Annotated in this window: 25 protein-coding genes and 3 pseudogenes; 20 read left to right on the top strand and 8 right to left on the bottom strand. The window is 67.7% G+C overall.

Features of this window, described 5'->3' with window-relative positions; genetic code table 11:
- Window positions 1–25: 25 nt before the first annotated feature.
- The gene (locus tag PV364_RS41255; protein ID WP_415924569.1) at window positions 26–1,276 is read right to left on the bottom strand and encodes an ISAs1 family transposase; all 1,251 of its coding nucleotides are present in this window, start codon (window positions 1,274–1,276) and stop codon (window positions 26–28) included.
- A gap of 1,077 nt (window positions 1,277–2,353) precedes the next feature.
- On the opposite strand from PV364_RS41255, the gene PV364_RS16610 reads away from it, so the two are divergent.
- From PV364_RS16610 to PV364_RS16600, 3 genes and pseudogenes are all read left to right on the top strand, one after another.
- On the top strand, window positions 2,354–3,604 hold the full coding sequence (locus tag PV364_RS16610; RefSeq protein ID WP_319660776.1) for a S8 family serine peptidase: 1,251 nt from the start codon (window positions 2,354–2,356) through the stop codon (window positions 3,602–3,604).
- Complete coding sequence (locus PV364_RS16605) at window positions 3,601–6,048, top strand: S8 family serine peptidase (RefSeq protein WP_319660775.1); 2,448 nt, start codon at window positions 3,601–3,603, stop codon at window positions 6,046–6,048. Before PV364_RS16610 ends, PV364_RS16605 begins: the two co-directional genes overlap by 4 nt.
- A 156-nt stretch (window positions 6,049–6,204) precedes the next feature.
- Window positions 6,205–6,549 (top strand): annotated as a pseudogene (locus PV364_RS16600) (transcriptional regulator); the annotation flags it as partial.
- A 147-nt stretch (window positions 6,550–6,696) separates the two neighbouring features.
- Here the strand turns inward: PV364_RS16600 and PV364_RS16595 are convergent.
- The 3 genes and pseudogenes from PV364_RS16595 to PV364_RS16585 form a co-directional block, all read right to left on the bottom strand.
- Window positions 6,697–7,424 (bottom strand): annotated as a pseudogene (locus tag PV364_RS16595) (helix-turn-helix transcriptional regulator).
- Between the two features lie 158 nt (window positions 7,425–7,582).
- A complete protein-coding gene (locus PV364_RS16590; RefSeq protein WP_319660774.1) occupies window positions 7,583–8,131 on the bottom strand; it encodes a hypothetical protein in 549 nt (182 codons plus the stop codon).
- Window positions 8,128–8,328, bottom strand: a complete 201-nt coding sequence (locus tag PV364_RS16585; RefSeq protein ID WP_319660773.1) for a phage tail protein — start codon at window positions 8,326–8,328, stop codon at window positions 8,128–8,130. The genes PV364_RS16590 and PV364_RS16585 overlap by 4 nt, the downstream gene beginning before the upstream one ends.
- A gap of 174 nt (window positions 8,329–8,502) precedes the next feature.
- On the opposite strand from PV364_RS16585, the gene PV364_RS16580 reads away from it, so the two are divergent.
- Entirely contained in the window at window positions 8,503–8,802 is a 300-nt protein-coding gene (locus PV364_RS16580; protein ID WP_319660772.1) for a muconolactone Delta-isomerase, read from the top strand.
- Between the two features lie 118 nt (window positions 8,803–8,920).
- On the opposite strand, the gene PV364_RS16575 is transcribed toward PV364_RS16580, so the two are convergent.
- Window positions 8,921–9,109: a hypothetical protein gene (locus PV364_RS16575; RefSeq protein ID WP_319660771.1), complete on the bottom strand. Its 189-nt coding sequence runs from the start codon at window positions 9,107–9,109 to the stop codon at window positions 8,921–8,923.
- A gap of 299 nt (window positions 9,110–9,408) precedes the next feature.
- Here PV364_RS16575 and PV364_RS16570 point away from each other — a divergent pair, with 299 nt between their 5' ends.
- Window positions 9,409–9,615 carry a hypothetical protein gene (locus PV364_RS16570; protein WP_319660770.1) on the top strand — a complete coding sequence of 69 codons (207 nt, stop codon included), beginning with the start codon at window positions 9,409–9,411 and terminating at the stop codon, window positions 9,613–9,615.
- Between the two features lie 214 nt (window positions 9,616–9,829).
- Here the strand turns inward: PV364_RS16570 and PV364_RS16565 are convergent, their stop codons facing one another.
- Window positions 9,830–11,803: a SpoIIE family protein phosphatase gene (locus PV364_RS16565; RefSeq protein ID WP_319660769.1), complete on the bottom strand. Its 1,974-nt coding sequence runs from the start codon at window positions 11,801–11,803 to the stop codon at window positions 9,830–9,832.
- 185 nt (window positions 11,804–11,988) lie between these two features.
- On the opposite strand from PV364_RS16565, the gene PV364_RS16560 reads away from it, so the two are divergent.
- Entirely contained in the window at window positions 11,989–12,333 is a 345-nt protein-coding gene (locus tag PV364_RS16560; RefSeq protein ID WP_319660768.1) for a GNAT family N-acetyltransferase, read from the top strand.
- Window positions 12,334–12,342: 9 nt separating this feature from the next.
- Here the strand turns inward: PV364_RS16560 and PV364_RS16555 are convergent, their stop codons facing one another.
- The gene (locus PV364_RS16555; RefSeq protein WP_319660767.1) at window positions 12,343–12,972 is read right to left on the bottom strand and encodes a TetR/AcrR family transcriptional regulator; all 630 of its coding nucleotides are present in this window, start codon (window positions 12,970–12,972) and stop codon (window positions 12,343–12,345) included.
- Window positions 12,973–13,579: 607 nt separating this feature from the next.
- Here PV364_RS16555 and PV364_RS16550 point away from each other — a divergent pair.
- The 13 genes from PV364_RS16550 to PV364_RS16490 all read left to right on the top strand — a co-directional run bounded on the left by PV364_RS16550 (window position 13,580) and on the right by PV364_RS16490 (window position 24,579).
- The gene (locus PV364_RS16550) at window positions 13,580–14,494 is read left to right on the top strand and encodes an NADP-dependent oxidoreductase (protein WP_319661027.1); all 915 of its coding nucleotides are present in this window, start codon (window positions 13,580–13,582) and stop codon (window positions 14,492–14,494) included.
- Between the two features lie 99 nt (window positions 14,495–14,593).
- Entirely contained in the window at window positions 14,594–14,935 is a 342-nt protein-coding gene (locus PV364_RS16545) for a GNAT family N-acetyltransferase (RefSeq protein WP_319660766.1), read from the top strand.
- Between the two features lie 25 nt (window positions 14,936–14,960).
- Window positions 14,961–15,557 (top strand): TetR/AcrR family transcriptional regulator, encoded by a 597-nt coding sequence (locus PV364_RS16540; RefSeq protein WP_319660765.1) that lies wholly within the window; start codon window positions 14,961–14,963, stop codon window positions 15,555–15,557.
- A gap of 102 nt (window positions 15,558–15,659) precedes the next feature.
- On the top strand, window positions 15,660–17,045 hold the full coding sequence (gene lpdA / locus PV364_RS16535) for a dihydrolipoyl dehydrogenase (protein ID WP_319660764.1): 1,386 nt from the start codon (window positions 15,660–15,662) through the stop codon (window positions 17,043–17,045).
- Between the two features lie 334 nt (window positions 17,046–17,379).
- On the top strand, window positions 17,380–17,760 hold the full coding sequence (locus tag PV364_RS16530) for a nuclear transport factor 2 family protein (protein ID WP_319660763.1): 381 nt from the start codon (window positions 17,380–17,382) through the stop codon (window positions 17,758–17,760).
- 124 nt (window positions 17,761–17,884) lie between these two features.
- On the top strand, window positions 17,885–19,153 hold the full coding sequence (locus PV364_RS16525; protein ID WP_319660762.1) for an MFS transporter: 1,269 nt from the start codon (window positions 17,885–17,887) through the stop codon (window positions 19,151–19,153).
- Window positions 19,154–19,180: 27 nt separating this feature from the next.
- Entirely contained in the window at window positions 19,181–19,654 is a 474-nt protein-coding gene (locus tag PV364_RS16520) for a GNAT family N-acetyltransferase (protein WP_319660760.1), read from the top strand.
- Between the two features lie 271 nt (window positions 19,655–19,925).
- Window positions 19,926–20,768: an isocitrate lyase/phosphoenolpyruvate mutase family protein gene (locus tag PV364_RS16515; RefSeq protein WP_319660759.1), complete on the top strand. Its 843-nt coding sequence runs from the start codon at window positions 19,926–19,928 to the stop codon at window positions 20,766–20,768.
- Window positions 20,769–20,775: 7 nt separating this feature from the next.
- Window positions 20,776–21,405, top strand: coding sequence for a nitroreductase family protein (locus PV364_RS16510; RefSeq protein ID WP_319660758.1), 630 nt, complete (start codon window positions 20,776–20,778; stop codon window positions 21,403–21,405).
- Between the two features lie 51 nt (window positions 21,406–21,456).
- Window positions 21,457–22,374: an NADP-dependent oxidoreductase gene (locus PV364_RS16505; RefSeq protein ID WP_319660757.1), complete on the top strand. Its 918-nt coding sequence runs from the start codon at window positions 21,457–21,459 to the stop codon at window positions 22,372–22,374.
- Between the two features lie 55 nt (window positions 22,375–22,429).
- Window positions 22,430–22,813: an MmcQ/YjbR family DNA-binding protein gene (locus PV364_RS16500; protein ID WP_319660756.1), complete on the top strand. Its 384-nt coding sequence runs from the start codon at window positions 22,430–22,432 to the stop codon at window positions 22,811–22,813.
- A gap of 55 nt (window positions 22,814–22,868) precedes the next feature.
- Entirely contained in the window at window positions 22,869–23,756 is an 888-nt protein-coding gene (locus tag PV364_RS16495; protein ID WP_319660755.1) for an SDR family oxidoreductase, read from the top strand.
- 220 nt (window positions 23,757–23,976) lie between these two features.
- Complete coding sequence (locus PV364_RS16490; RefSeq protein WP_319660754.1) at window positions 23,977–24,579, top strand: hypothetical protein; 603 nt, start codon at window positions 23,977–23,979, stop codon at window positions 24,577–24,579.
- 84 nt (window positions 24,580–24,663) lie between these two features.
- Here PV364_RS16490 and PV364_RS16485 read toward each other — a convergent pair.
- A pseudogene (locus PV364_RS16485) lies at window positions 24,664–25,086 on the bottom strand (transcriptional regulator); the annotation flags it as partial.
- 370 nt (window positions 25,087–25,456) lie between these two features.
- Between PV364_RS16485 and PV364_RS16480 the strand changes: the two are divergent.
- Window positions 25,457–26,299: an IS5 family transposase gene (locus PV364_RS16480; protein ID WP_319660753.1), complete on the top strand. Its 843-nt coding sequence runs from the start codon at window positions 25,457–25,459 to the stop codon at window positions 26,297–26,299.
- Window positions 26,300–26,426 lie beyond the last annotated feature (127 nt).

Genomic DNA, 26,426 nt, shown 5'->3' with positions numbered 1-26,426 from the left:
CCGTCCCGTATCCGTCGTGTATCAGTCACGCATCAGGCGCGCGGGTATCTGTCGTGCAGGGGGTTCTGGCAGCAGGGCGGCGCATGAAGGCGGGCTTCATGGAGGGGGTTTCGGCTGGGCCCCGGGTCGCAGCAGGACGCACGTCCCCCTCCCTCGCGGAGACCGACCGACGCCGGCTGTCGGGTGCGCGGTTCGAGGGTGCCTCGACCCAGGGCTGTTGCAAAGTCGCAGTGACCATGTAGGTGTGCTGGTCAGGCGATGCCGAGGAGATCGAGGGGGCGAGTGAAGGGCTCGTAGGAGGCTTCGCGGACGGCTGCAGCGATGTTGGTGTGCCCTGCCGAGCGGTGGACGTTGTTCGCGTGGCTGCGCAGGGTTGCCTTGTTCTCGGGGCCGTGACCGGTGCGGATCTTCGACTTGTCCTCCTGGTAGGCGGTGTCCCTGATGAAGTGGAGCCGGTTCTCGATGCCCCACTGCGACCTGACGATCTTCGCGAGACGCTCCGGGGATGCCTGCCCCGAGGCCAGGTCGGTGATGACGTAGACGGCCTCGCGGGTCCGTTTGCCGGTGCGCCGGTCGGTGCGGTGGCGGGTGATGCGGGCGACCTGGGTGGCGTGCGGGATGTCGAACTGCCGAGTTCGGTGATGGTCAGGGCCTGGATCACGCGGGTCTCCAGCCTGCCGTGGCCGGCGGTGCGGTCGTAGTGCTTCTTCGTCGCCAACGCCCACGGGAGAGTGGCCAATTGCCGGTAGAGGTTCTTCTGGTTCCGCTTCACGGTGAAGGCGTAGTGGGCTTTCTTCTCCTCGACGAGGTAGGTGGCGTGCGCGCGCTGGGTGTGCAGGGCGTCGGCGGTGACGGTGACATCTTCCAGGTCGTAGGGGGCCAGCAGGGCCGCGAAGCAGGTGATCTCATTGGTCTTGTCCGGGACGCGGAGTTGGGTGACGGTCTGCCCGGTGCCGGTGAACGCGGCCAGCAGGTGAGCGGCCGGCGTGCCGGCCGTGCGGGAGCCGCGTGCGGTCTTGCCGTCCACGGCCAGGGTCTGCGCGCCCGCGGGGTCGGCTCCGAGCAGGTCGGCCAGGCCCCCGGGGCACACCGCGCCCACGACCCTGCGGATCGTGGCGGCGCTGGGTGGGATACGGACGCCGAAGGCGGTGGCCTGGCGGGTGCTGAGCCGGGCCAGGGTCCCCTGCGGCGCGGAGCGGGCCCACTGGCCGATCACGGCGAAGGACTTCGCCCCGGCGACCACGGCCGCGCACGCCGTCAGCAGGACTGCGACCATCGGGTGCCGGCGGCCGCGCCGGTCACGCGGGTCGGACAGCCCAGCGAGCCGCACCACCAGATCCGCCTCGGCGCGTTGCCCGCGAGAGGGGGACTTGACCAGACACACAGTGGCAGACTGACGGCACATCGAAACTCCGTTGGGCGCAGGCGACTTGGAGGTCACCGGCACCAACCGGAGTTTCGTTGTGTCGGACACGGGCACGCCTCTCGGGCTCGCTCACGCACCCGACCTGCACACATGCAAGATCATCAAGACTTTGCAACAGCCCTGCCCCCGAGAGCAGTTCAGGGCAGTCGGCTGTCGCCCACCGTGTCGACCTGGTGCTGCGCAGGGGCCGGAGCCCGCGGCCATGTACCCAAGTGGCCCGCCCACTCTGCCGGGTGCCGACCGCCGTCACGAAATGGCCGGTAAGTGACGGGACGGTGAACGAAACGTTCAGGCGGTGAAGTCCCCTGTCCCCGTGGAGCCTGCGCGTGTTTCCGGGTTGCGATTCCACAGGGATCGCGTCAAAGCGAGGAAACGGCGGTGTTTCACTCGCGTAAATGATCGCGGAGATCGCAGCGGTACCGGTCGGCAGGATTCCGGACAGCTCACATTCCGCCAAAGCGGGCCATCGCGCACATTTGTTCACGCTCGCTGAAGGCCGGGATTGTCCTTTCGCGCGGACTCCGTCTCCGTACCGTCGTCCGTCACCAACACGGACTCGGATAAGGCTAGTTGACTTGAGTGACTCAACGTCGCGACCGCTGCGCCGTTCACGCCCCGCCGCCGGCCCATGGGCGAAGCGTCAACAGAATTCCGCATGATATCGACCGCCAGCCGGAAGTTCAATAACTTTACACCTCCATGAAGTTGATGATCAGATGCGCTCGAACATCGACTCAGGAGGACTCATTGCGAGTGCCAATAACCCGAAGATCTGCGACTTCCCTTGCCGCAGCAGTTGTTGCCGGTCTACTGGTCTCTCCCACAGCGTCCGGCGTCACGCCTCCCTCGCCTCCGCAGTCCACGGCCGTCGGCCAGGGCGGGGCGCAACCCGCGCCGTTCGCCGTCACACTGATCACCGGCGACAAGGTGAAGGCAACTCAGCAGGCGGGCGGGGCGGTGTCGGTGGACGACGTCCAGCGCGCGCCGGGAGCCCGGGGTTCGGTGCGTGTCGCTGTCGAGGGCGGCGACACCTTCGTGTACCCCGACGAGGCGCTGCGCTACATCGCGACCGGCCGGCTCGACAAGCAGCTCTTCAACATCACGCAGTTGCTGGCTCAGGGCTACGACGACGCCCACACCGGCGCACTTCCCTTGATCATCACTCGCACCGAGAACGCGACCGCTCGCAAGAGCGGTGACACCCAGGACGCCCAGCCGTCCGTTACGGCATTGCCGGGGGCGAAGACCACCTTGGGGCTTCCGTCCATCAACGGAGCTGCCGTCAAGGCCCAGCGGTCGACAGCCGCCACCTTCTGGTCGGCGCTCACCGACGCCTCCGGACAGGACGCCTCGCGGTCGGCTGCACGGACCGCAGGAAGCTCGGACGACCCGGACGACGCGGACGACGCGGAGGGTCCAGCGTTCGCCGCCGGTGTCGACGATGTGTGGCTCGACGCCAAGGCGAAGGGGACCATGGCGGAGAGCAACGCGCAGATCGGCACGCCCGAGGCGTGGAAGGCCGGCGGTACGGGCAAGGGCGTCCGGGTCGCCGTTCTGGACACCGGGGTGGACTTCACCCACCCGGATTTGGTCGATCGCGTTGTGGCGTCCCGCAGTTTCGTCGAGGGCCAGGAGGTCGTCGACCGCAACGGCCACGGCACCCACACCGCCTCCACCGTCGCCGGTACCGGCGCCGCCTCCGGCGGGAAGGAACGGGGAGTCGCCCCCGGCGCGGACCTGATCGTGGGCAAGGTCCTCGGGGACGACAACTCGGGCTCCAACTCGGGGATCATCGCCGGCATGGAGTGGGCGGCGCGCACCGAGCACGCCAGGGTAATCAACATGAGCCTGAGCACGGCGGCGATGCACACCCAGGACGATCCCATGAGCCAGTCCGTGAACAAGCTGAGCGCCGAGACGGGCGCGCTGTTCGTCATCTCCGCGGGCAATCTGATTCCGGGTACCGGCGATTCGTGCACCGTCAACGCTCCGGGCACCGCGGACGCCGCGCTCACCGTTGGCGCGGTGGACTCCTCCGACGTCCTCGCCGCGCTCTCCTGCACCGGGCCGCGACTCAAGGACGACGGGCTCAAGCCCGACCTGACCGCGCCGGGCATTGAGTGCTGGCGGCGAACTCGCAGCAGGTCAGTGGTGCCGAAGGCTACTACCAGACGATGAGCGGCACTTCGATGGCGGCGCCGCACGTCACTGGTGCGGCGGTACTGCTGGCGCAGAAGCACCCGCAGTGGTCGGCTCGGCAGATCAAGGACACGCTGCTGAGTACCAGCGCGCTGACCCCGGACTACACGCCCTACCAGGCAGGCGCCGGTCGCCTGGACGTCGGCGCCGCTTACCTTCGGGACCAGGTGGTCGCGACCGGGTCCGTGGACGTGGGGCTGGTGCGCTGGACGAAGGACCGGAAGCACGATCCGGTCAAGCGGAAGATCACCTATATCAACACCACCGGCAGTGCTGTCACGTTGCGTCTCACGGTGGACCGCGGTGCTTCGCCTGCGGGGGCGTTCACCCTGGCAGCCGACCACGTCACGGTCCCGGCGCACGGTACCTCGACGGTCGAGGTCGTCGCGGCCCCGACGGGACTCGCGGCGGGCCAGTACGGCGCCCAGGTCATAGCGCGTTCCGGGGCAGGCGTCGTGCACACGGCTGTCGGCATGTCCGTCGAGTCCGAGAGATACGACCTGACGGTCCATCTGAAGGATTCCGCAGGCAAGCCCGTGAGCGGCGGCGTCGAAATCGTCGGCGCCGACGGGAAGAGCACCTACGTGTGGGTCCCGGACGGCAGACTCACCAGCCGCTGGGTTCCCGGCTCCTACACCCTCGTTTCCATGATGGATGTGGAGGGCCGCAACGGGCCGCACTCCCTGGGCTACGCCGTACTGACCGAGCCTGAGGTGGAACTCAAGGCCGACCGGGAGGTGGAACTGGACGCGTCGCGCATCCGCCAGGTCAAGGTGGACACACCGAAGCCCACGGCCGTGACCACCAGCAGGGTCGACCTCTACCGGTCCTTCACCTCCAGCGAGCCCACGTACAAGGACGCACAGGCGCTGTACGAGATCATGATGATCTCGCCCGAGTACGACAGCCTGTGGGCGCTTCCGACCAAGAGCGAGGTGAAGAAGGGCAGCTTCGTCTTCACCACCCGGATCCGCGCCAAGCAGACCCCGCTGAAGATCACCTACGGCCGGCACAGCCTCGACGACACCGTGCTGGTGCAGCCAGGTTCCGCCCCGTTCCAGGACGGCGCCTCGCACGTCGAGGCCGTCTTCGCCGGCACCGGTAGGCCCGCCGACTACGCGGGCCTGTCCGCGCGCGGCAAGGCCGTGATCGTCCGCGCCGACGCCGAGGTGACACCGGCCGACCGGATGGCAGCCGCCCGCGCCGCGGGTGCGGAGTTTCTCCTGGTGGTCAACAACGCCGATGGCCGCCTGGTCGACTGGTACGGCAACCCGGACGGCCGCACGGCCGGGCCCATTCCGGTCGCGTCCGTCACCGTCGACGAGGGCGCGGATCTGATCAAGGCGATCACGTCCCCGGGGACGACCAAGCTGAAGGTGGAGGCCCATCCCTCGCCGGAGTATTTGTACGATCTGGCCGACTACCACCAAGGCGGCATCCCCGACGACCCCTCCGCGGCGACCGACCCGGGCAGCCTCGCCCGTGTCGACAACGTCTTCGCCTCGCCCGCCGGCAAGGAGATCCGGGAGAGCCGGGAGGACAACCCGCCGTACCAGGAGCGCCCGGCCGCCTTCCCCTACAACGTCTACCAGCGGGTGCCCCCGGTGGTGTTCCCGAGGGAGCCGGTCGCACCGGGCCCCCGCACCGACTGGGTGTCCGCCGACGTGAGATGGCAGCAGTACGCCGGCGTCGCCGACGGCATGACAACCTACACCGACATCGTCAGCTACCGTCCGGGCAGCGTGCAGAGCGAGCACTGGTACGGCCCCATCATCCGCCCGCGCTTCCTCAGCTTCGAACTACCGCACCGGTACGGCGACTTCATGCAGGGAATTATCAAGGGTTACGGAGACGGGGGATCCGCCCACAGCGGTAGCGCACCGCACCTGTCAACGGACCGGGACTTCGCCCTCTATCAGGGGGACACGAAGATCATGGGCAACTTCCCGGACGGGCCTGACGAATTCGGTGTGGGCGGTCTGGCCCCGCAGAAGCTCCCCTACCGGCTCGTGGTCGACACACGGGGAGACACCGACATCACTCCCTACTCCGCCACCACGCACACCGAATGGAGTTTCCAGTCCAGCACCGCAGACGACCAGCCCATCCCGCTGGTCCAGCTCGACTACGACACGGCGGTGGACCTCGCGGGGTGGGCAAAGCGCACGTCGGACTTCTCCGTCAAACCCGTCGTCCTCGGCAGTGACGACGCGAAAGACGGGGTCTCCTCGGTCAAGCTCGAGGTGTCCTACGACGACGGGGCCTCCTGGCAGCCGCAGGAACTGAGGGCGGCCAAGGGCACCTGGCAGGCGCAGCTCCACGCGCCGGCCAGGGCGGGTTACGTGTCCATCCGCGTCACCGCCAAGCAGCACAACGGCGGCGGCATCACCCAGACCGTCACCCGGGCCTTCGGCCTGAAGTAGTCCCGCGCGAATGGCCGGCGCCCGCACCCTCATTCGGGTGCGGGCGCCGGTTGCGGCGCCGCCCGTCGCACACGAGTCAGGCCAGGTCCGGCCTCGGGCGGAGCAGGGCGATGACAGTCTCGTTGACGGACAGGGCGTGTGCCGGCTGCGGCACGGATCGTCGACCACCTCATCGCTACGGCGCGCCATCCGTCACCAGCAGCGGCCTCGACCCGCCCCACGGACCCCGAACCCGCCGCCCTCGTCGTCGAACTACGCGCCACGAGCGAGGAGTTCGCACGCCTCTGGGACGAACACGAGGTCGCCGTACGCCGTGCCTCCACGAAACGCTTCCGGCACCCTGCGATCGGCATCCTCGAACTCGACTGCGAGATCCTCGTCAACTCCGACCACCACCAGCAGCTCGTCGTCCACACGGCCCGCCCGGGCACGGAGTCTTACGAGCGCTTGCAGTTGCTGCGGGTGGTGGGCTTGCAGGACCTGACGCCGACGGGCTCCTGACCACGAGCGTGCCTTCGAGTGCCCTCCCTGCCCGCCGCATTGCAGGGCGGGCTGGACCGCCCGAGGTGAGAGTGGCGCGGTGTTGATCGTGAATGCCGGCCTGGCAACAACGGTGGATTACCAGCCAGGGTGGCAGCGCATCAAGGTTCAGTGGCCGGATAGACGGCGCAGGGCGCGGGCGGTCGAGGTGTCGGGGTCGGCCGTCATGAACACCTCTTGCTGGTCGTCCTCGGGAAGGGGAAGCACGTCACAGTTGATACGAAGCTCTCCGAGTTCGGGATGGACCATGGTCTTTGTACGGTGTCCGGGGATGCGCACAGAGGGCGAGGCCCAGATCTCGCGAACTCCGGGCTGCCGGCCGTAAGGTCCGTCAGGAGGTCGGACAGGCTCTCGTCATGGGGATAGCGGTCGGCGGCGGTACGCAGACGGGAGACCGCGATCTCGGCGAAGTCCTCGTGGCCTGTGGTCAAGACTTGCTCGCGGAGCAGGAAGCGGCGTCGCGCCAGGTTCGGCCGGGAATCCAGGTCGCCGAGCAACGCTTGGGCCAACGGGTTCCAGGCCAGGACATCGTAGTTCGCCGCGGTGACCAGGGCGGCAGTGTCCGGGAGCCGATGGATCAGGTTGGCGATGTGCCCGCGTACACGCCGCGGGGGTGCCATGGGCGGAGAGGGGGTCTGGCCGGCCAGCAGGAACATGTGGCTGCGTTCGGCCGGGGCCAGGCGGAGAGCCGCCGCGAGGCCGTCGAGGATCCGCGGGGAGGGTTTTGGCCCGCGCGCCTGTTCCAGGCGGACGTAGTAGTCGACCGACATGTGCGCAAGGTCCGCAATCTCTTCCCGGCGCAGCCCTCCGGTGCGGCGACGTGACCCCGTTGGCACGGCGACCTCCTCGGGCCGCAGAGCTGCGCGACGGTCACGCAAGAAGCGGGCCAGTTCGTCTCGGGCCACCGGTCGCCTCCTCCCCTGTGTCTGGCTGGTATCGATTGTCCCTGGTTAGGTGCCCTGCCAGTGAAGAGACTGAGTGAGAACGATCTTGTTCAGGGCGTGAGGGTGCTGACGCGGTTCACGCACTCGCGGCGGGCCTTGCGCTGGGCCGGGACTGCGGGTAGGCCCGGGCCGCCGTCGAGCGGCTGGCAGCGGGCGAGGAGTCGGTGGTGCACGGCCGGGACGGCGGTGACGAGCAGGGTGTAGCCCTGGCCGCGCCGTACGGTCACGCCCTGGTCGAGTGCCGCCCGTTCGGCGGGCTCCAGTTCGGCGGTGCGGAGGAAGTCGGCGACCTTGCCCGGCATGCCGAGGGTGACCGGCAGCTCCGGGGCGGGGGCATCTCCCTCGATAGCGGTGCGGTCGGTCACGAGGTCGGCGACGGCCGTACGGATGGCGCCGCGACTGACGCCGTAGTCACGGTCGAGGGCCGCGATCGAGCGGCCCTCCAGGTACGCGACTCGTACGTCGGCGGTCTTGTCGGCCGGCACGGGGCGGCGCCCGCCCTTGCTGAACTTGGCCTCGGTGGCCCGCAACCCGTCGTAGGTGAACTCGCGCTGGAGTCCGCCGGTGGCGGCGAGGGTCTGCACCATGAAGGACGTCATACGTCCACGATCTCCATCGCCGTGTAGGCGATGGAGATCTGCTCCACCACCGCCCTGGATTCCCCGGCCTGCAGAGCAGGGCCGTCCCAGGCCTTGACGATCGCGTTTTGGTCCTCGAACCGGCGGACCGGCTCCTTCTTGGCGTTGAGCGTACTGAACTTGAACTTGTGATGTCGGTCGGCTCGTGGCGGTGACACGCCTCCAGCACACCCCGGACACCGGCAGAACGTGGCAAACTCAGGAAGCACCGAAGCTCCGTTGCTCATCGAAGACTTGTCAGGTCATCGAGCTTCGTTCATCTCAGTCACGGAACCCTGACCAGCACACATGTAAGATCAATTAACCTTGCAACAGCCCTGGGGGTGTGCGGCATGCTTTTCTACGTCCAGATGCGCTGGAACATCGAGGGTCGCATGAGCTTCGATGAAATGTGGGATTATCAAGTAAGAGAGCAAGAGGAGGTCGGCGGTAAGGTAAATGCCGTCCACATGTACAAAGTGGCTGGCCAGCGGCGCGTCATTGCCCTATTAGATGCGGAATCCGCAGATGAGCTGGATCGTATCTTCATGGCAACGCTCCCGCTGAGAGAATATCTCGACATCGAGATCATCTGGGCGCTACGCGAGTTCTCCAGCTTCGTCGAGGACTGCAAACGACACTTCCGTGAATAGACAGCCTACTGATCTTTGACTGGTCTTGTCGGTCAGGGTGGTTCGAGTGTGAGGCCGGTCCCGGCGAGGCATCCGGCGATGACGTCGGGCCGGTACTGGATCGTTTTCAGTTTGCGTTTCACCGCACGGAGAAGTTCGTCGAAGGTCTGGGCCGCGGCGTGCCCTGGGCCTTGGCCGAGAACGCCGAGCGCCGTAGGCACTCGCTCAGCCGAGGATCGACCCGGCCATCCGGCGAGACGAGGATCGGCTGCCGCTCGCGCAGCCGGAGCGCCCGCTCGCGTTCCTCCAAGTCTTCCCAGCCGGGCACGGGTCGGTCCCCAGCAGGAACACCCCCGTCGCCAACCCAGAACAGTCGCCATTCGTACGCCACTTGACTTCCTCAGCCGCAACACGACATGGGGCAACACAGCGTATGTCCACAGAACACCGTTACGTTTTCAGACTGGGCAAAAACCGTCGGGCACGGGAGAGCATCCGCCTTGGCCTGCCCGCCATCGCCACCTACCCCAAGCAGCCGGACCCGGTTCTTCCATGAAGGAACTCCTCAGGATCACTACGATCGTGGGCGGATGAGCGCTCCTGTGCCGTGTCGTACGCGAAGCCGAAGTGTTTCGCTCCGAGGCGGGGGCATTTCCCACCGCACATCCCGACCTGCACAGCGGCTTCGACGCCCGCGAGTTCCAGGCTCGGGTCGACGCCGCTCGCGGCGACGTCACGGCCGCGGTCGTGGGGTGGCTGGTGGAGACCGGCCGGTTGCAGCCGGCGGCAGCCCTCACCCACCTCGAGATCAGAGGTTGGAAGATCCCGGACTGACACCGGTGAGCGCTGTCGCTGTGACTGAGCGCTTCAGTTGGCGAGTGAGGGCTCGAGTTGGCGAGTGAGCGCCTCGCGCTGGCAGCGGGAGGGTAGTCGCCGGACAGCCACCGCGCGGTCCCGTCCCCCTCAGCGATATGGGCAGGACGCCGCACGACCCTTGCGAGGGATCCAGCCGCAGGGCAAAGCAGACCTGCCGACCATCCCCGCATGTTCACAGCGTGCGGCGGATGACCAGGACGGCCACGTCGTCGAGATGGTCCGCGGCCACGACGGCGTCGAGGAGGAGATCCGCTGTCGCCTGGACGTCGAGCCGGTCGTGGAGGGCCTGGCCGGCGAGCGTGCCCGCTCGCTCCAGTCCGGCCTCCAGCGTCAGGCCCGGCCCCTCGACCAGGCCGTCGGTGACCAGGACCAGGGCGGTGCCCTGTTCCAATATGAAGGTCTCTTCCCCGTAGTCGATGTCGGGGAGGACGCCCAAGACGGGCCCACCGGGGAGGGTGCGGATGCGGTGGCTGCCGTCGTCGCGGGCCTGCAGCAGGGGGACGTGGCCGGCGCTGGTGCCGATGACCCGACCGTCGCGCGGATCGACGTGCAGCATGGTGCAGCTGGCGAAGCGTGGTGCGTCCATCGTGGTGAGCAACTCGTTGGTGCGTGTCAACACCGTTGCCGGCTCGGGCTCGTGGGCGGCGATCGCGCGCATGGACGAGCGCACTTGACCCATGAAGACCGCGGCGTCCACGTCGTGCCCCTGCGCGTCGCCGATCTCCAGCGCCACCGCACCGTCGGGCAGGAAGAACGCGTCGTACCAGTCTCCGCCGATGTCCAGCCCGTCGCGGCTGGGCTGGTAGCGGACGGCGACCTCGAGGCCCGGGAGATGGTCGGGCAGGGTGGGCAGCATGCTCTGCTGGACCGCCGTGGACAGCTCGACGTGGGCCTGCTGCAGACGGATGCGCCTCAGGGCCTGGCCCGCCAGATCGGCCAGCGTGGTCATGAAGGCGCGCTTCTCCGGGGACGGAGGGTCCTCGCAGTCGTGCGTCACCGCCCAGGCGCCGAGGGGCCGGTCGCCCGGCGGACTGAGAGGAGTGATCGACATGGCGACGTCGGGGCCGGGCGGTGCCTGCGACCCAGCGGCAGCGGCATCGCTCGGCCAGCACCGCGCGAATTCCTCCTGGTTGGCGATGAATTGCGGCTGACCGGTACGGATGGCACAGGGCAGCGGCCGGTCCTCACCCAGCGACAGACCGAGCAGGGCATCGGCCTGCCAGGTAGGGATCCCGGCGTCCGAGGAGACCCGCAGACGTCCGTCGTGGACGAGTGCGAAGAGGGCGCCGAAACCGCCGAACGTCGCGGCGAGTCGGGTCAGGACGACCTGCTGGAGATCCTGCTCGTTGGCGGCGGTGAACAGGGCTGAGGAGAACGCGGCGATCTCGTCGGCGCGCTGCCGCTCCGCACTCACCGCGGCCAAAATGTCCTTGCGGTGCGCGTCCATCGTGGACTCGTCGTGGATCACCCCGAAGACCCGTTCGGGACCGTCGTACCCCAGCCTGACGCGGCGGGACTGGCCGGCCAGCGTGCGCCATCCTTCGTGCTCGGTATGGAACCGCGCCCTGAACCACGGGGACTGGGCGACGGACGAGCGCACAAGCCGCTGCACGTCTTTCCGGTCCTCGGGGTGCACACGCCGGATCACCATGGGCAGGGACATCGACGCCTGCGGGAAGAGCGTCGCCAGGGAGGGCTCGCCCCCCAGCCACTCGATCCGGTGCTCATCGGGTGAACACATGTAGAGGCCGAGGCCGGCGGCCTTGGCCGCCAGGTCGAACGGGATCAGCAGGGCGCCCAGGTCATGGCGGGCGTCCAGCGAATGCACCCACACAAGCCGCTCGCCGTCCGCGGGGTCCGTCACCGGCCGCGCCTCGACCAGGCAGAGCACGGACGCCTCCCCCGATCCGGGGAATTCCAGCACCCGCATGGCGAGCCGCTTCGTCGTGGCGCCGTGCGCCAGCAGGCTCCTCGCCGACCTGCGCTGATCTTCGGACAGTAGATCGGTGAAGCGGCGCCCCACGCACTGGTCGCCGAGCCTGCCCAGCGTCGTGGCCATGGCGGCGTTGAGACGGCGGATGACACCGTTCAGGGTCAACAGAGCCGACGGTGTGGCCCGCTGCAGGAGTTCGTCCGAGGCGTCCATCTGCCGCTCCCTGACCATCATCGAGCGATATGACCCCGATAGACCTAACAATCCTATCCGCCGCGGAGCAGGTCGCGCCTTCCCCGTACAGGATCCGGAACGGCGCACCCTCGATCCAGACTGGACCTTTTGGTCCTCTTAATCTAGGCTGCGACGCGCCGCGCACGAAGAACTGGAGGACCGGGATGCCCGACGTGCTGTATTCAGACGCGGAATCGGCTGTGACAGTGAGCAACAATGAGAAAGAGCATCGCTACGAGATATCCGTAGCCGGTGAGACGGCCGGCCACATGGGGTACCGGGCAATTGGCGACCGACGCGTACTGATGCACACGGTCATCTACGACGCATACCGGGGGCGCGGCCTCTCCAATGTCCTCATCAAGGGCATCCTGGACTTTCTGCGCGTCCACGGAAACACCATTTCGAACTACTGCCCAGTGGTCGAGCGGTTCATGCGCAAAAATCCCGAGTACATCGGCCTGGTCGACGCCAAGCATTCAGGCACCTGGGTCTCGACTTCGAGCTGAGAATCCGGCTCAGTCCACGACGTAGGAGCGCACGTGGGCCAACGCCATCTGCATGGAGACGCGCATCGGCTCGACGTCCTGGGCGGTCTGGGCCAGCAAGTAGCCGCCCTGCAGGGCAGCCATGACGGCGGTGGCGAGCTGTTCCGGGTCCGCCTCCTCACGCAGCGAGCCGTTGGCCTGCATGCGCTTCAAGCCTGCCGAGATGAGTTGCTGCCACTCCGCGAACGTGTCGGCGAGCTTGTTCCTCGACGTGGGGTCCTGCGCCGCCCGCGCGCTGACGAGCGAGCCCAGTGCGCACCCGTAGGCACCGTTCTGCAAGGAGTTGAGCTGGATGAGCTTGTCGCTCCACCGTTCGAGCGCGCGCAGGGAATTCATCCGCTCCAGCATTTGCCGATCACGGTTCAGTACCTGGCCGGTCCGCAACTCGATGACACTGTGGACCAGTTCGTCCTTGTCCGCGAAGTGGCGGTAGAGCTGGGATTTACTCGTCCCGCTCGTCGCTCGTACGTCGTCGAGTGAGACCGCGTTGACGCCCCTGACATGGAAAAGCTCGGCAGCGGCCTGAACAATTCGGTCGCGGGTGACAGCCCCGCGTGAGGTCAGGCGCCGCTCCTGCCTGGGAGCATCGTCGACGGACATGTGCCCGATATTACTACGGGCGATCACCAGTCCACGGAAGAGCCCGAGAGCGGTGCCGAGTGCCCGTCCGGCCTCCGGACTGGGGCGAGCCGCACGAGGTGCGACTCTTCGCGGGTGCGCGTGACATGCCTGCCGCGCGGACCACCTCCGCACATCGCTGGACGCGCAGCGGGGAGCGGGGAGCGGTCAAGCATGGACGCGGCTTCGCTGCGCGACGGCCGGTCCTTGTGGGCGCGGTGCGGACGCTTGGACGACACGGTCCCTTCGGCGGAGCCGAGGGCGGAGCGCGGGAGCCTCAAGGTGCCCATCAAGGCCTGAGCCCGGAGACTGGCGTGTGTGGCGCGCTCGCGCCCTATCTGCGGCAAGTCGACCCCTGCAGGGTTCCCAGGAGGGTACCGGCCCCAGTGGCCGGTCGCCCGCCCGCCGCGAGGCCCCGAGACGGATCACGGCACATCTGGAAACAGGACCATCTCGACCAGTCATTCGACTTAAGCGACCTGTTAGAGTGCAGGTCGGATCATAGTTGCGGACCTTTTAGTTCACTTTTGGGAACTTGTAGCCGACCGTGCGCGGCGCGCGGACGGCGACGGTTCCAGGGAGGTACCCGATGAAGGCGATAGTGGTGACCGACCAGGCCGCGGGGACGGCCGGAATGAGGCTGACGGAGCGCCCCACGCCTGAGGCTGCGGGGAACGATGTGCTTGTTGAGGTTCACGCGTCCGGATTCACCCCGGGGGAGCTGACGTGGCCCTCGAACTGGACGGACCGCCTCGGCCGCGACCGCACGCCGTCGATCCCCGGTCATGAGCTCGCCGGCGTGGTCAGCGCCCTCGGCTACGGCACGACGGGCCTGTCCGTGGGACAGCGGGTCTTCGGCCTCACGGACTGGACGCGCGACGGCACGCTGGCGGAGTACGCGGCCGTCGAAGCACGCAACCTCGCGCCGCTGCCCGGCGATGTCGACTTCACGGTCGGCGCAAGCTTGCCGATCTCGGGCCTGACGGCGTGGCAGGGGCTGTTCCAGCACGGTCGGCTTGAGCCCGGTCAGACCGTCCTCGTGCACGCCGCCGCCGGCGGGGTCGGATCGATGGTGACGCAGCTCGCACGCGAGGCGGGTGCCTACGTCATCGGCACCGGACGTGCCGCCGATCGCCGGACGGCGCTCGACTTCGGCGCGGCGGAGTTCGTCGACCTGGACAACGACACGCTGGAGGACGCCGGCGGAGTTGATCTGGTGTTCGACGTGATCGGCGGCGACATCGGCAAGCGGTCCACGGGCCTGATGCGCGCCGGAGGGACGCTGGTGACCATCGCTGGCCCGCCAGAGGCGCGACCTGCGGACGGTCTGGCTGTCGACTTCGTTGTCGAGTCCGATCGCGCCCAACTGCGCGAGGTGGTCCAGCGGGTGCGGGACGGACGGCTCCGCACGGCCATCGGCAATGTCGCGACGCTCGATGACGCCGTCGCGGCCTTCAATCCGACCGAGCGGGTCAAGGGAAAGACCATCATCCGCGTCCGCTGAGGGCTCATCCACGTTGCCGGCCGAGCGATCCGCTCCGCCCGGTGATCGACAGGGGTGCCCCGTCATCCAGGCGGGGCCGGCACAGATACAGGAACGGCCATGACCAAGGTGCTGTGGACTGACACGAGCGGCTCGATCAGGGTCCTCAAGGACGAGGACAACAGGTTCTACGAGGTTCAAGAGGACGGCAACTACGCGGGCCTGCTCGCCTACGAGCGCAAGGGCACCCAGTACAGCCTGACGCACACCTACGTCCAAAACGGATTCCGCGGCCGCGGTCTGGGGACCGCGTTGATCCGCGAAGCGTTGTTCGATCTGGTGCAGGAACAGGCGGCGGTCACCAACCGGTGCCCCGTCATCGACCGCTTCATCGAGAGGTACCCCCGGTTCCGCGAGGACCTCGACCTCGGCCCGCAGGCCGTCGACGACGCCCGCAACTGAGGCGAATTGTTCAGAAGGGCAGAGAATGGCGATCGCCGGCGAAGCCATAGCGCGTGCTCGCCTGGTCCAGGCCGCCGCGGACCTCTTCTACGTCAAGGGCGTCAACTCGGTGACCTTGGAGGACGTGCTGGCAGCGAGCGGGCTCACCGAGTCCCAGTTCAACCGCTGTTTCGCGGACAAGGACGAGCTTGTGCACAGCGTCATCGAGTTGCGTGCCCAGCAGATTCTCGAACGCGACCAGCAGCACCTGGAGCGGATGAGTTCCTTTGGCGCCCTGGAACACTGGAACGAGTCGATCATCCGCCTCAACTCGCTGCGGGACGGGGCCTACGGGTGCGCACTGGGTGCACTCGTCGCATCCCGCGCGCCTCACGATCCCGCGGCCCGGAACCTGCTCGCCGAGAAGTTCGGCGAATGGCAGGAGTTGATCGCGGCGGGCCTGCGCCGGATGCAGGAGAACGGCTCGCTCAAGAAGCACGTCGATCCCGCGAAGCTCGCTGTGTCCGTGATGGCCGCGCTGCAAGGAAGTTATGTGCTGGCCCAGGTGGCACGTGACGTCGAACCGATGCGCGTCGCCATGGACATGGCCCTGGCACACGTGAAGACCTACACCGTGGACTGATACGCGGCGCACGAGGCCCCTGCGCGCCGCATCTCGCGACCCCTACGGACAACACACGCGCCGACCGGAAATCCGCGCGGCAGACCCCAAAGGAACAAGGACATGAGCGACAACAAAGAGCCCTACGACATGGTCGTTTTCGGGGCCGGCAGCGCCGGGTACGCGGCCGCATTGCGCGGGGCCCAGCTCGGCCTCAGCGTCGCCCTGGTCGAACGCCACAAGCTCGGCGGCACATGCCTCCACAACGGCTGCATCCCCACCAAAGCCATGCTGCACGCGGCAGAACTGGCCGATCAGGCGCGCCATGGCCGTGACGTGGGAGTGCACTCGTCCTTTCGAGGCATCGACATGGAGGCCCTGCACGCCTACAAGGACAGCGTGGTCTCGAGCCTCTGCAAGGGGCTCACCGGCCTCGTCGACGCACGCGGCATCACCTACGTGGAGGGAGAGGGCCGGCTGTCGTCGGCGACCTCCGTCGATGTCGGTGGCCTACGGCTCACGGGCCGCCACGTCGTGCTCGCCACCGGGTCCGTTCCGCGCACCCTGCCCGGACTCGAGATCGACGGACGGCGCGTGATCTCGTCCGATCACGCTCTCGCCCTCGACCACGTCCCCGCGTCCGTGATCGTGCTCGGCGGCGGCGTCATCGGCGTCGAGTTCGCGTCCGCGTGGTCGTCGTTCGGAGCCCAGGTCGCCGTTGTCGAAGCGCTGCCGCACCTTGTCCCGGCGGAGGACGAGACCGTCTCCGGCCGCTTGGAGGCCGAGTTCATCAAGCGCGGCATCACCCTCCACCTCGGCGTCCCCTTCGCCGGGAGCGAGTACACGGAGGACGGTATCCGCGTCCGGCTGGCCGACGGCAGGACGCTGGAAGCGGACCTCCTGCTCGTGGCCGTCGGACGAGGCCCGGTCTCCCAGGGCCTGGGTTTCGAGGAGGCGGGCGTCGCGATGCACAGGGGACACGTGCTGGTGGACGAGTACATGCGCACGAGTGTCCCCACCGTCTCGGCCATCGGAGACCTGGTCCCCACTCCGCAGCTCGCACACGTCGGCTTCGCCGAGGGCATCCTCGTCGCCGACCGCCTGGCCGGGCAGAGTGCCGTGCCGATCGACTACGACGGCGTCCCGCGCGTCACGTTCTCCCGCCCTGAGATCGCCTCGGTCGGCCTGACGGAAGCCAGGGCCGAGCAGGTGTACGGGGCCGAGAACATCGACTCCGTCGTCTACGATCTCGCGACCAACGCCCGCAGCCGAACGCTGAGAACGGAAGGCCACGTCAAGGTCGTCCGGAGGAAGGACGGGGCAGTCGTCGGGGTGCACATGATCGGCGACCGGATCAGTGAGCAGATCGGGGAAGCGCAGCTCATCTACAACTGGGAAGCGCGTCCTCAGGACGTCGCCGGCCTCATCCACGCGTACCCGACGCAGGGCGACGCGCTCGGTGAGGCAACTCTCGCGCTGACCGGCAAACCGCTGCATGTGCAGGTCTGATACGGCGACCGCTGGCACGCCACCACAAAGAGTTACGCAGTCCATACGTCATGGCGTCAATCTGAGGCATTTCGCCCTTGACCTGCACGTTTCCGGGACATTGATCAGCAATACCAAATACAAGAGGACTTGACAGTCCCGTTTTGTCTTTGAGACGCTGAAGAGAGTTCGTCGCAAGCAGTGGCTTTCGTCCGGAGCCCTCCATAGCGCGACGGCCGCATTCCACAGCGACCGTGAGGCATTCCCCATTGCGGGCCTCCCCCCTTACGGCCACATTCGCCGCGTCGATCCGGCCTGCAGTGAACGCCACACCACGCAGAGAAGGAACAGACACATGAACGACACCAAGCAGACCATCGAAGACCTGGCGATCCTCGACCAGCTCAACAACGACTATGTCCACTCCGACCAGTTCAACGACGTGCAGCGCTTCAGCGAGTTCCTCGCCGAGGACTTCGTCGTTCAGACTCCGGGCGTCACACGCAACCGTGCCGAGTTTCTCGAATACATCGCCGAGCCGCGACCCTTTAAGGATCTCGCCGTGCACGACGTCAAAATCCGCATCCTCAGTGACGTCGCTCTGATCCACGCCCGTGCCACCTACACCCTGCTCGCCGACGGCGCGCATCAGGAAGCCCTCTACACGGACACCTACCAGAAGCGTGACGGCAATTGGGTCTGCGTCTCGGCCTGCGCGATCGCCCCAGGCACCTGACCCGGCCGAATCGGCGCCGGTACGGCCGCCGGCACGGTCGGCCGCACAGGCGCCGGCCACATGCGGGCAGACCACAGCCCCGCATCGGGATCTGACGTACCGACTCATGGAAAGGCACTGCTCGATGCAGGACCTGGCACCAGTGATCAACCTGACCCGCCGGGGCACGACGCTCCAGTTGGCCTTCTCCGCCGCGGTGGTCGCCCTGGTGGCCTCGTTTGCCGCGTCGGCCGCACCGATCCCCTTGTTCAACACCTACCGGGCCGAGGACGGGTTCACCAACGCAGGCATCTCGCTGGCCATCGTCAGCAATGCCGTCGGCACCATCGCCGGACTGCTCGTGCTGGGACGACTCTCCCATCACCTGGGCCGACGGCCCACCGCGATCATCAGTCTCAGCCTGCTCCTGCTGGGCTGCCTGCTCCTGCTGAACGTGCACGACATCGGGACCCTGCTGTCGGGCCGGCTCCTGATGGGTATCGGTACGGGGGTGGCCGGCAGCAGCCTCACCTCCTACATCGTCGACACCGCACCCAGCAGACCGGAATGGCTGGCATCCGTCGCCTCCAGCCAGGGACCCATGCTCGGCCTCACGCTCGGCGCCATCGCCTCCGGTGCCCTGGTCCAGTTCGGCCCCTGGCCACGCCACCTCATCTACCTGGCGTGCGCCGGTTTCCTCGCACTGTCCGCCGTGCTCGTCGTCATCAGCCCGGAGACCGCGAAGCCGACGCCGGGTGCCTGGCAGTCCCTGCTGCCCCGGGTCCGCGTACCGGCGCGGGTCAGGAACCTGCTCCCAGTGGCCGCGGCAGTGTTCCTCGCGACCTGGGCGACCGGGGCTTTCTACCAGGCCTTCATGCCGGCGCTGGTCGCAGACCGATTCCACACCCGCAGCGCGCTCACGCTCGGACTGGTCTTCGCCGTCTACATGGCCCCCAGCGTTCTCGGTGCTCCCATCGGGGGCCGGTTCACCTCGGCCGCGGCCCAGCGAATCGGCATGGTCGTCTTCCTGGCCGGATGGATCGGCATCATCACCGCGATCGCCATCGGCACGCTGGCACTGTTCGTCGCCGCGACCGTCATCGCCGGCACCGGTCAAGGGATCGCCATCAGCTCCGCCACCCGCGGTCTGCTCCACGGCAGCACCCTCGCCGACCGGGCGCCGATCTTCAGCGCCGTCTACCTGCTCTGCTACAGCGGCGCCGCCTTCCCCAGCCTCGTCTCAGGCCAGCTCTCGAACGCCCTCTCGCTGCCGCGGATCACTCTCGGATACGCCGTGTTCGCCCTCGTCGCGACCCTCTTCTGCGTCCTCGCCGCGCGCGATCCGCACACCGGCACGCGGATCACGACGAACCTCGCCGACTCCCGGCCACGCCCGTTTGACCGAACCCACTGATCGGGTCCCTCGACAGAAAGTACGACAATGACGTTCGATTTCGGGGCGGAGGCGTCCGCCCGTCAAGAGAACAACGCCGCGCTCATCGCCGCCTTGGACGAGGCAATTCCCGGCGAGGCGGAGTCCAGGTGGGTGCTCGATGTCGTCCACGACGCGGAGCACGGTCGCTGGATCGCCGCTCTCGGTGACGATGGGATCGCCGAGCTCTCGTACCGGTTCGTAGGCGGCCGCGTCGTACTCCTGACGACCTGGGTCGACCCCGCTTACCGCAAGAACCGGGTGGCCTCCGAGCTCATCTCCCGCGTGCTGGACGAAGTCCGCGAGAGCGGGAAGAAGATCACCGTCATTTGCCCGGTGGTGGGAGAGTTCATCGACCGCAACCCCGAGTACGCCGACCTCATCGACACGGTCCATCCCGGTGCCGGCGCCTTCGTCAAGCACGAGCCCGTGGCAGCCCGCCACGACGATGAGCTCACCGCAATCGAGCACGACTTGGCGTAGCTCTCCGGTCACGACACGACTCACGGAGCGCCTGACCACCGAAGGACGTTTTCGTCCATCGATTCGTGCCCTCTGTCGCCACAGAGCGGGAATTCAACTGCACATATGCCGGACGCAAAGCCTGAAATTAGAGGACCATTTAGTCCTATGCAGTGGCCGATCTGCGGTACGGTGGGGAAGGTGGTCCCTGCGCCAGGAATCCCCTCACCGCCCAAAAACGATCACCAGGGAAAGGTTCGATATGCCGGGCTCCGAGCTCTATGAAAAATTCATGGCGCTGCACACCCGCGACGGCGGCCTCGTCATGCCGAACGCGTGGGACGGCCTCTCGGCTCTGATGCTGGCCGATGCCGGCTTCGAGGCGATCGCAACGTCGTCGGCGGCACTCGCCACCACACTCGGTCGGCCCGACGGACGTCACGAAGTCACGCGTGATGAGCACCTTGAGCATGCGCGACTGCTCGGCCGTCTCACCGGACTGCCCGTCAACGGGGACTTCGAGGACGGCTACGGCGACACGCCCGAGGACGTCGCCGCTACCGTGGAGGCCGCTGTCGAGTCCGGCCTGGCCGGTATCGGGATCGAGGACACCTCGGGCCGTCCCGATCACCCGATCCGCGACTTCGACGAGGCGGTCGACCGCATCCGCAGCGCCGTGAAGACGGCCAAGGGGCGCATCGTCGTCACCGGCCGCACCGACAACTTCCTCCAGGGGCGGCCCGACCTCGACGACACCATCCGGCGTCTGACGGCCTTCGCGGAGGCCGGCGCGGACGTGCTCTACGCCCCTTTCCCGCCCGACCTCGACGCACTCGTCGCGATCGTCGCCGCCGTGGCGCCGACACCGGTGAACGTCCTCATCTCACCGGCGGACGAGGTGCTGACCGTCGCCGAACTGCAGAAGGCAGGGGTCAAGCGCATCAGCCTGGGTCCGGCGCTCTACACCCACGCGATGCAGGCACTCGACCAGGCCATCAAGGCACTCGTCGCGGGTGACCTGCGCACCGCGACGACAGGAATCAGCTTCGAACGCATCAGCGAGTTGCTCGCCCGCCGAACGGCACAGCCCCAACCCATTCGTCGCACGAGAGAGGCAGATTCACGTGAATCTTGAAAAGCTCATGAACAAGCATCTCACCAGGTATTTCGATCCCAGCAGGACCATTCCGGGGGAAACCCTCCAGCAGCTGCTGCGGTTCCTGCGCTCCACGCCGACATCGGTGAACGTACAGCCCAACCACTTCTACGTCCTCGCCACGACGGAAGGCAAGGAACGGCTCGCCGACAACCTGGGCGAACGGTTCCGGGACAACGCCGAGAAGATCCTCAACGCGTCGCACACCATCATTCTCACCACCCGGGCGGATCTGCCCGACGCTCACCTGGAGGCGGTGTTCGCCAAGGAGAGGGCCGACGGCCGGTTCCCCGACCTGGCAAAGCAGGAGCTGTGGGAATCCATGACCAGGAACTTCCTCGACCTTCGCACCTACGGGTACAAGGACCTGAACCACTGGATGGAGAAGCAGACCTACATGGCCGTGGGCCTGACCATGATGGCGGCCGCCGAGCTCGGCGTGGAGGCCACTCCGCTGGAGGGCTTCGACCCGACCAGTGTCGACAAGGCCTTCAAGATCCGGGAAGGCGGTCACACCACGACGGTCCTGCTGGCCCTCGGCTACCCCGACCCGGAGCGGGTGTACCCCACCCCGATCTCGCGCTTCGACGCGGACGAGCTGTTCACCTTCGTCTGAGCACCCGCCCGGAGACAAAACCCTCCGCCCCTACCAGGAAGAGCCATACCAATGAAAGCCATTGTGGTCACCGACCAGGCCGCGGGAACGGCCGGAATGACGCTGACGGAGCGGCCTGAGCCGCTCGCGGCGATCAACGACGTCATTGTTCGGATCCATGCAGCAGGCTTCGTCCCCACAGAGATGGAGTGGCCCTCCACCTGGACCGACCGCGCCGGCCGCGACAAGACTCCGTCGATCCCCGGCCACGAGCTGGCCGGCGTGGTCACCGCTCTCGGCTACGGCACGGCGGGGCTCTCGATCGGGCAGCGCGTGTTCGGCCTCGCCGACTGGCACCGCGACGGCACCCTCGCGGAGTACGTGGCGATCGAGGCACGCAACCTCGCACCGCTGCCGGGCGACGTCGACTTCACGGTGGCCGCGTCCCTGCCGATCTCAGGCCTGACCGCGTGGCAAGGCCTGTTCCAGCACGGCCGCCTCCAGTCCGGCCAGACCGTCCTCGCCCACGGCGCGGCCGGAGCGGTCGGGACGATGGTGACCCAGATCGCACGGGAAGCGGGCGCCTACGTCATCGGCACCGGACGCGCCGCCGACCGCGAGAAGGCGCTCGACTTCGGGGCGCACGAGTTCCTCGACCTCGCCAGCGACGCGCTGAAAGACGTCGGCGGCGTCGACCTGGTCTTCGATGTCATCGGTGGCGACGTTCAGAAGCAGTCCGCCGCCCTGATCAGGGCCGGAGGAGCGCTGGTGTCCGTAGTCGGCCCGGTCGAAGCACGGCCCGCCGAGGGCCTGGCCATGGACTTCGTCGTCGAGGCCGATCGCCTCGGACTCGGTGAGATCGTGCAGCGGGTGCGGGACGGACGGCTGCGGACCAACATTGGTGACGTCGCGAGTCTCGACGATGCCGTCGGCGCCCTCAACCCGACCACGCGACGCCTCGGGAAGACAGTCATCCGCGTCCTCCCGTAGGCGGCGGACGGCCCGGCATACGCCAGGGACCCGAACGACAAAGGAGCTGATCACCTTGGACGGACAGGAACTGCAGAAGATCGCACGCGACTGCACTGCGGAACTGCCCGGCACCGACCGGGAGCAACGTTCGGACCCCGACTGGGAGCTCCACAAGGTGGCCGGCAAGGTCTTCATGCTCATGACTGACATGCCGGGCCGTCCCGTCCTGATCCTGAAAGCCGATCCGGACGACGCCACAGCCCTACGGGAGCGGTACACGGACATCACCCCCGGCTACCACATGAACAAAACACACTGGATCACCGTCCAGGGCGGGGACACCATCGACGACAAGCTGGTGGAGGAACTCGTGACCGACTCCTACCGTCTCGTGGTCGCCGGGCTTCCCAAGTCCAGGCGACCCGTGGATCCGCACATCTTCAACCGCCAGGTCTGACCCCCGACATGCCCGTCCTGCGACGCAGCGTCGCAGCAGTCATCTGGAGCCTCCCATGCGTGTATTCGTCACCGGCGCCAGCGGCAGCATCGGTTCAGTTGTCGTTCCCCACCTCATCGCCGCTGGTCACGAGGTGCTCGGCCTCGTCCGATCTGATGCCGCGGCCAAGGCCGTCACTGCCGCCGGCGGAGCACCGCTCCGCGGCGGCCTCACCGACCTCGACAGCCTCCGCGCCGGCGCCGCGCAAGCTGACGGTGTCGTCAACCTCGCCTTCAGCAACGACTGGAACAACATGGACCAGGGCATCGAGGAGGAGGCGCGCGCCGTGAAGACCCTCGCGGCCGCACTCGCCGGCAGCGGCAAGCCGTTCGTGCATGCCGGCCTCACACCGATGATGCCCGGCCACACCTCCACCGAGGAGGACCCCGACACCACCGACGGCCCGACCGGCGGCCGCGGCCGCACCTCACAGGAGATCCTGGCCCTGGCCGCCCAGGGCATCCGCTCCTCCGTCGTGCGGCTGCCCCGCTCCGTGCACCAGCGCGCCTCGGCATACGGCTTTTGCTCGGTGCTGATCGCCACCGCGCAGAAGACGGGCGTGTCCGCATACGTCAGCGACGGCACGCAGCGATGGCCCGCGGTCAACCTGCTCGACGCCGCCCCGCTGTTCCGCATCGCGCTCGAGGACGCCGCGCCCGGCACGGCCCTGCACGCGGTGGCGGACGAGGGCGACACCATGAAGTCGCTTGCCGAGACCATCGGCGGCGTTCTGTCGGTGCCCGTCGAGTCGGTGCCGCAGGAGCGCTTCGGCGTCATCGGGCACATCTTCGCCCTCGACATGGCATCGTCAGCTGCACTGACCCAGGAAAGGTTCGGCTGGAAGCCCACCCATCCGAGCCTGATCGACGACCTCGCCGCGGGCGACTATCCGTCCCTGGGGTGAAGGCCCGTTGCCACGATCGCGGCGGCGGTGAACTCCACGACGACCATCGGCATCCCCGCGTCCTGAGGCGGCGGCCCGCTGCGCCGAGCACCGGGCCGCCGCCTCACGCGTGCACGCCTCCGGCGGGTTGCCATGCCGGAACCGCTGCCCACGAAACCGGCAAGCGCCCGAAGGGCGGGTCGTGAGAGGGTGTGCGGTCCGATCTGCGGCATGGGGAGAAGTGGGCCTGATCTATGGCTACGACATCTATCTGCGTCCTGGGAATGTCGCCAGGGCGTTGACCAATCTGGCCGCGCTGGCGGCACCACGGGCACCTGCCGTGCCGCCGCTCGATGTCACCTTGCCCGGCGGTGACCGGCTCCTTCTCCCGTTCACGTCGCATTTGGCGGGAGAGCCGGTCGACTGCTCCACGAGCAGCACGCTCGAACTCGACATGTCCCTCCTGTTCGACGTCGATGACGCACTGCTTCAGTACGCGCAGGCGAGAGGATCCGAACCCGACGCGGACGGGCGCATCCGGAGCGGGTACATCTACGCGACGATCCGGTTCGCGTCTGTACTGCACCCTGGCTACACGTCGGTGGAGTGCTGGGCCGCGTCGTCGGGGATGAGCCGCTTGTTCGCGCAATCGGCCAACGTCAGAAAGGTGTTCACCGACCTCACCGCGGACAGCGGAGGAGTGTGCTGCCTGTTCGACACCGGCGACGGCGCCCCCGAGCAGGTGTGCTGGCTCAACGGTGCACCCGTGCGGGAGACGGTCTCCGGCCCGCGCTTTCCGGATTGGCAGGCACTCGTGGCGACTTGGTCCGCCCCCGAGCAGTGACCGTCGAAGTGCCTCCTGACCGACAGCGGCGTCTGCCGCACGTCGCACGCGTGACCCTCACGGCGCCCGGGATCCGCGCACAAGTCAGCTGCCGGAGGGCGGTGCGGACGAGGGGGTCTGGGGCGTGGCGGACCAGGAGGCGAGCAGGCGCAGGCCCTCTTCGGAGGGGGAGGCCGGTTCGGCGGTGTAGATGGTGAGGGTGAGTCCGGGTTCGGCGGCCATCTCCAGCCCCTCGTAGGCGAGGGTGAGGTGGCCGACTGCCTAGTGGTGGAAGCGTTTCGTGCCAGTGCCGTGGTGGCGGACGTTGTGGGCGCCCCAGCGGGTGCGGAATTCGTCGCTGCAGGTGGAGAGCTCGCCGACGAGGTCGTGCAGGTCCTTGTCATGCGGGTTGCGGCCGGCTTCGGTCCGCAGGATGGCGACGGCGACGTCGGCGGCCTGGTCCCAGTCGGGGTAGAAGCGGCGGGACGCGGGGTCAAGGAAGTTAAAGTGGCGAGAGTGGGGCGGTTCGGCTGTCGTGGGGGTGGCTGTTCCTATGTCGGGCCGCGCCGATAGCTGTACCTGTCATGTCGCCACGCCGCACGTCTGCTCAGAGTGCGCGGGCGTCAACGGGGGTGGCTGAGGCGGGTCCGACAGCGCCGCACGCCGGTTTCCGGAACGCCATCTGGCACGGCGCGCGTCTGGGGCTGCCGAGTCGCGCTGTTGGTCCGGATCGTCGCTCGCATGGAGGGCCAGGAGCGTGGGCGGCTCGCCGTATCTGCCGCGGCCGGGTTACTTAGAGGCCGCGCGGATAGGCGCGGTTGGGGATCCCGGGAAGCAGAACGGGCACAGGTCCCGGCGATCATGGAGTTGCGACGCTTCGTGATCACTGGGGAGACCTGTGCCCGCGCTTCCATCATGGCTGACCGAACCGCTCTGGGACCAATTCACGGCCCTGCTGCCCAAGCGGCCGGAGTACCACCCGGACCATCCACTGGGCTGCCACCGCCGACGCATCGGCGACCGGATCATCTTCGACAAGATGCTGCAACTGCTGCGCTTCGGCTGTTCTTACGAGGCGATCGCCGACACCACCTGCTCGGCCACCACGATCCGCAGCCGCCGTGACGAGTGGATACGACAGGGCGTCTTCGCCCGGCTCAAGCAGATCGCGCTGGCCTCCTACGACCGGATCGTCGGTCTCGTCCTCGACCAGATCGCCGTGGACGGCTCCATCACCAAGGCTCCCGGAGGCGGCGAGGCCGCCGGACGCTCACCGGTCGACCGCGGCAAACAGGGCCTGAAACGCTCGGGCATGACGGACGGATACGGCATTCCACTGGGTCGCGTACTGGCCGGCGCCAACCGCCACGACTCCCCGCTGCTCGCTCCGACCCTGGACCGCCTGAACGATTTGGGGCCGTTACCCGACGACATCACCGTGCACCTGGACGCCGGCTACGACTCCGACAAAACCCGCATCTTGCTCGACGAACGGGGTCTGCACGGACGCATCGCCCACAAAGGCGAGAAGGCACCCATCCAAGCCAGCCAGCGCTGGCATGTGGAGCGCACCCACGCCTGGCAGAACGCCTTCCACCGCCTCGCCCGCTGCTACGAACGGCGGACCACGGTCATCGACGCCTTCTTCGACCTCGCCGACACGATCATCACTGTACGTTGCCTGATCCGCCGGGCATGGACGACCCTCCGCTGGGACGAACGCCCGAACCGCCGACCATGACCACACGCCTATCCGCGCGGCCTTAGGGGGGAGTGTCTAATAAACGGCGGATCTGTTGATCATGGAGACGCCAAGTGAGTGAGATGACGATCGAGCACGAGTCCGCGGCTGAGCCGGTCGATGCTGC

Origin of the sequence: Streptomyces sp. MI02-7b (assembly GCF_033793585.1) — a bacterium.
Taxonomy (GTDB): domain Bacteria; phylum Actinomycetota; class Actinomycetes; order Streptomycetales; family Streptomycetaceae; genus Actinacidiphila.
Note: the sequence above shows the minus strand (reverse complement) of the source record. Positions and strands in the feature narration are given on the sequence as shown.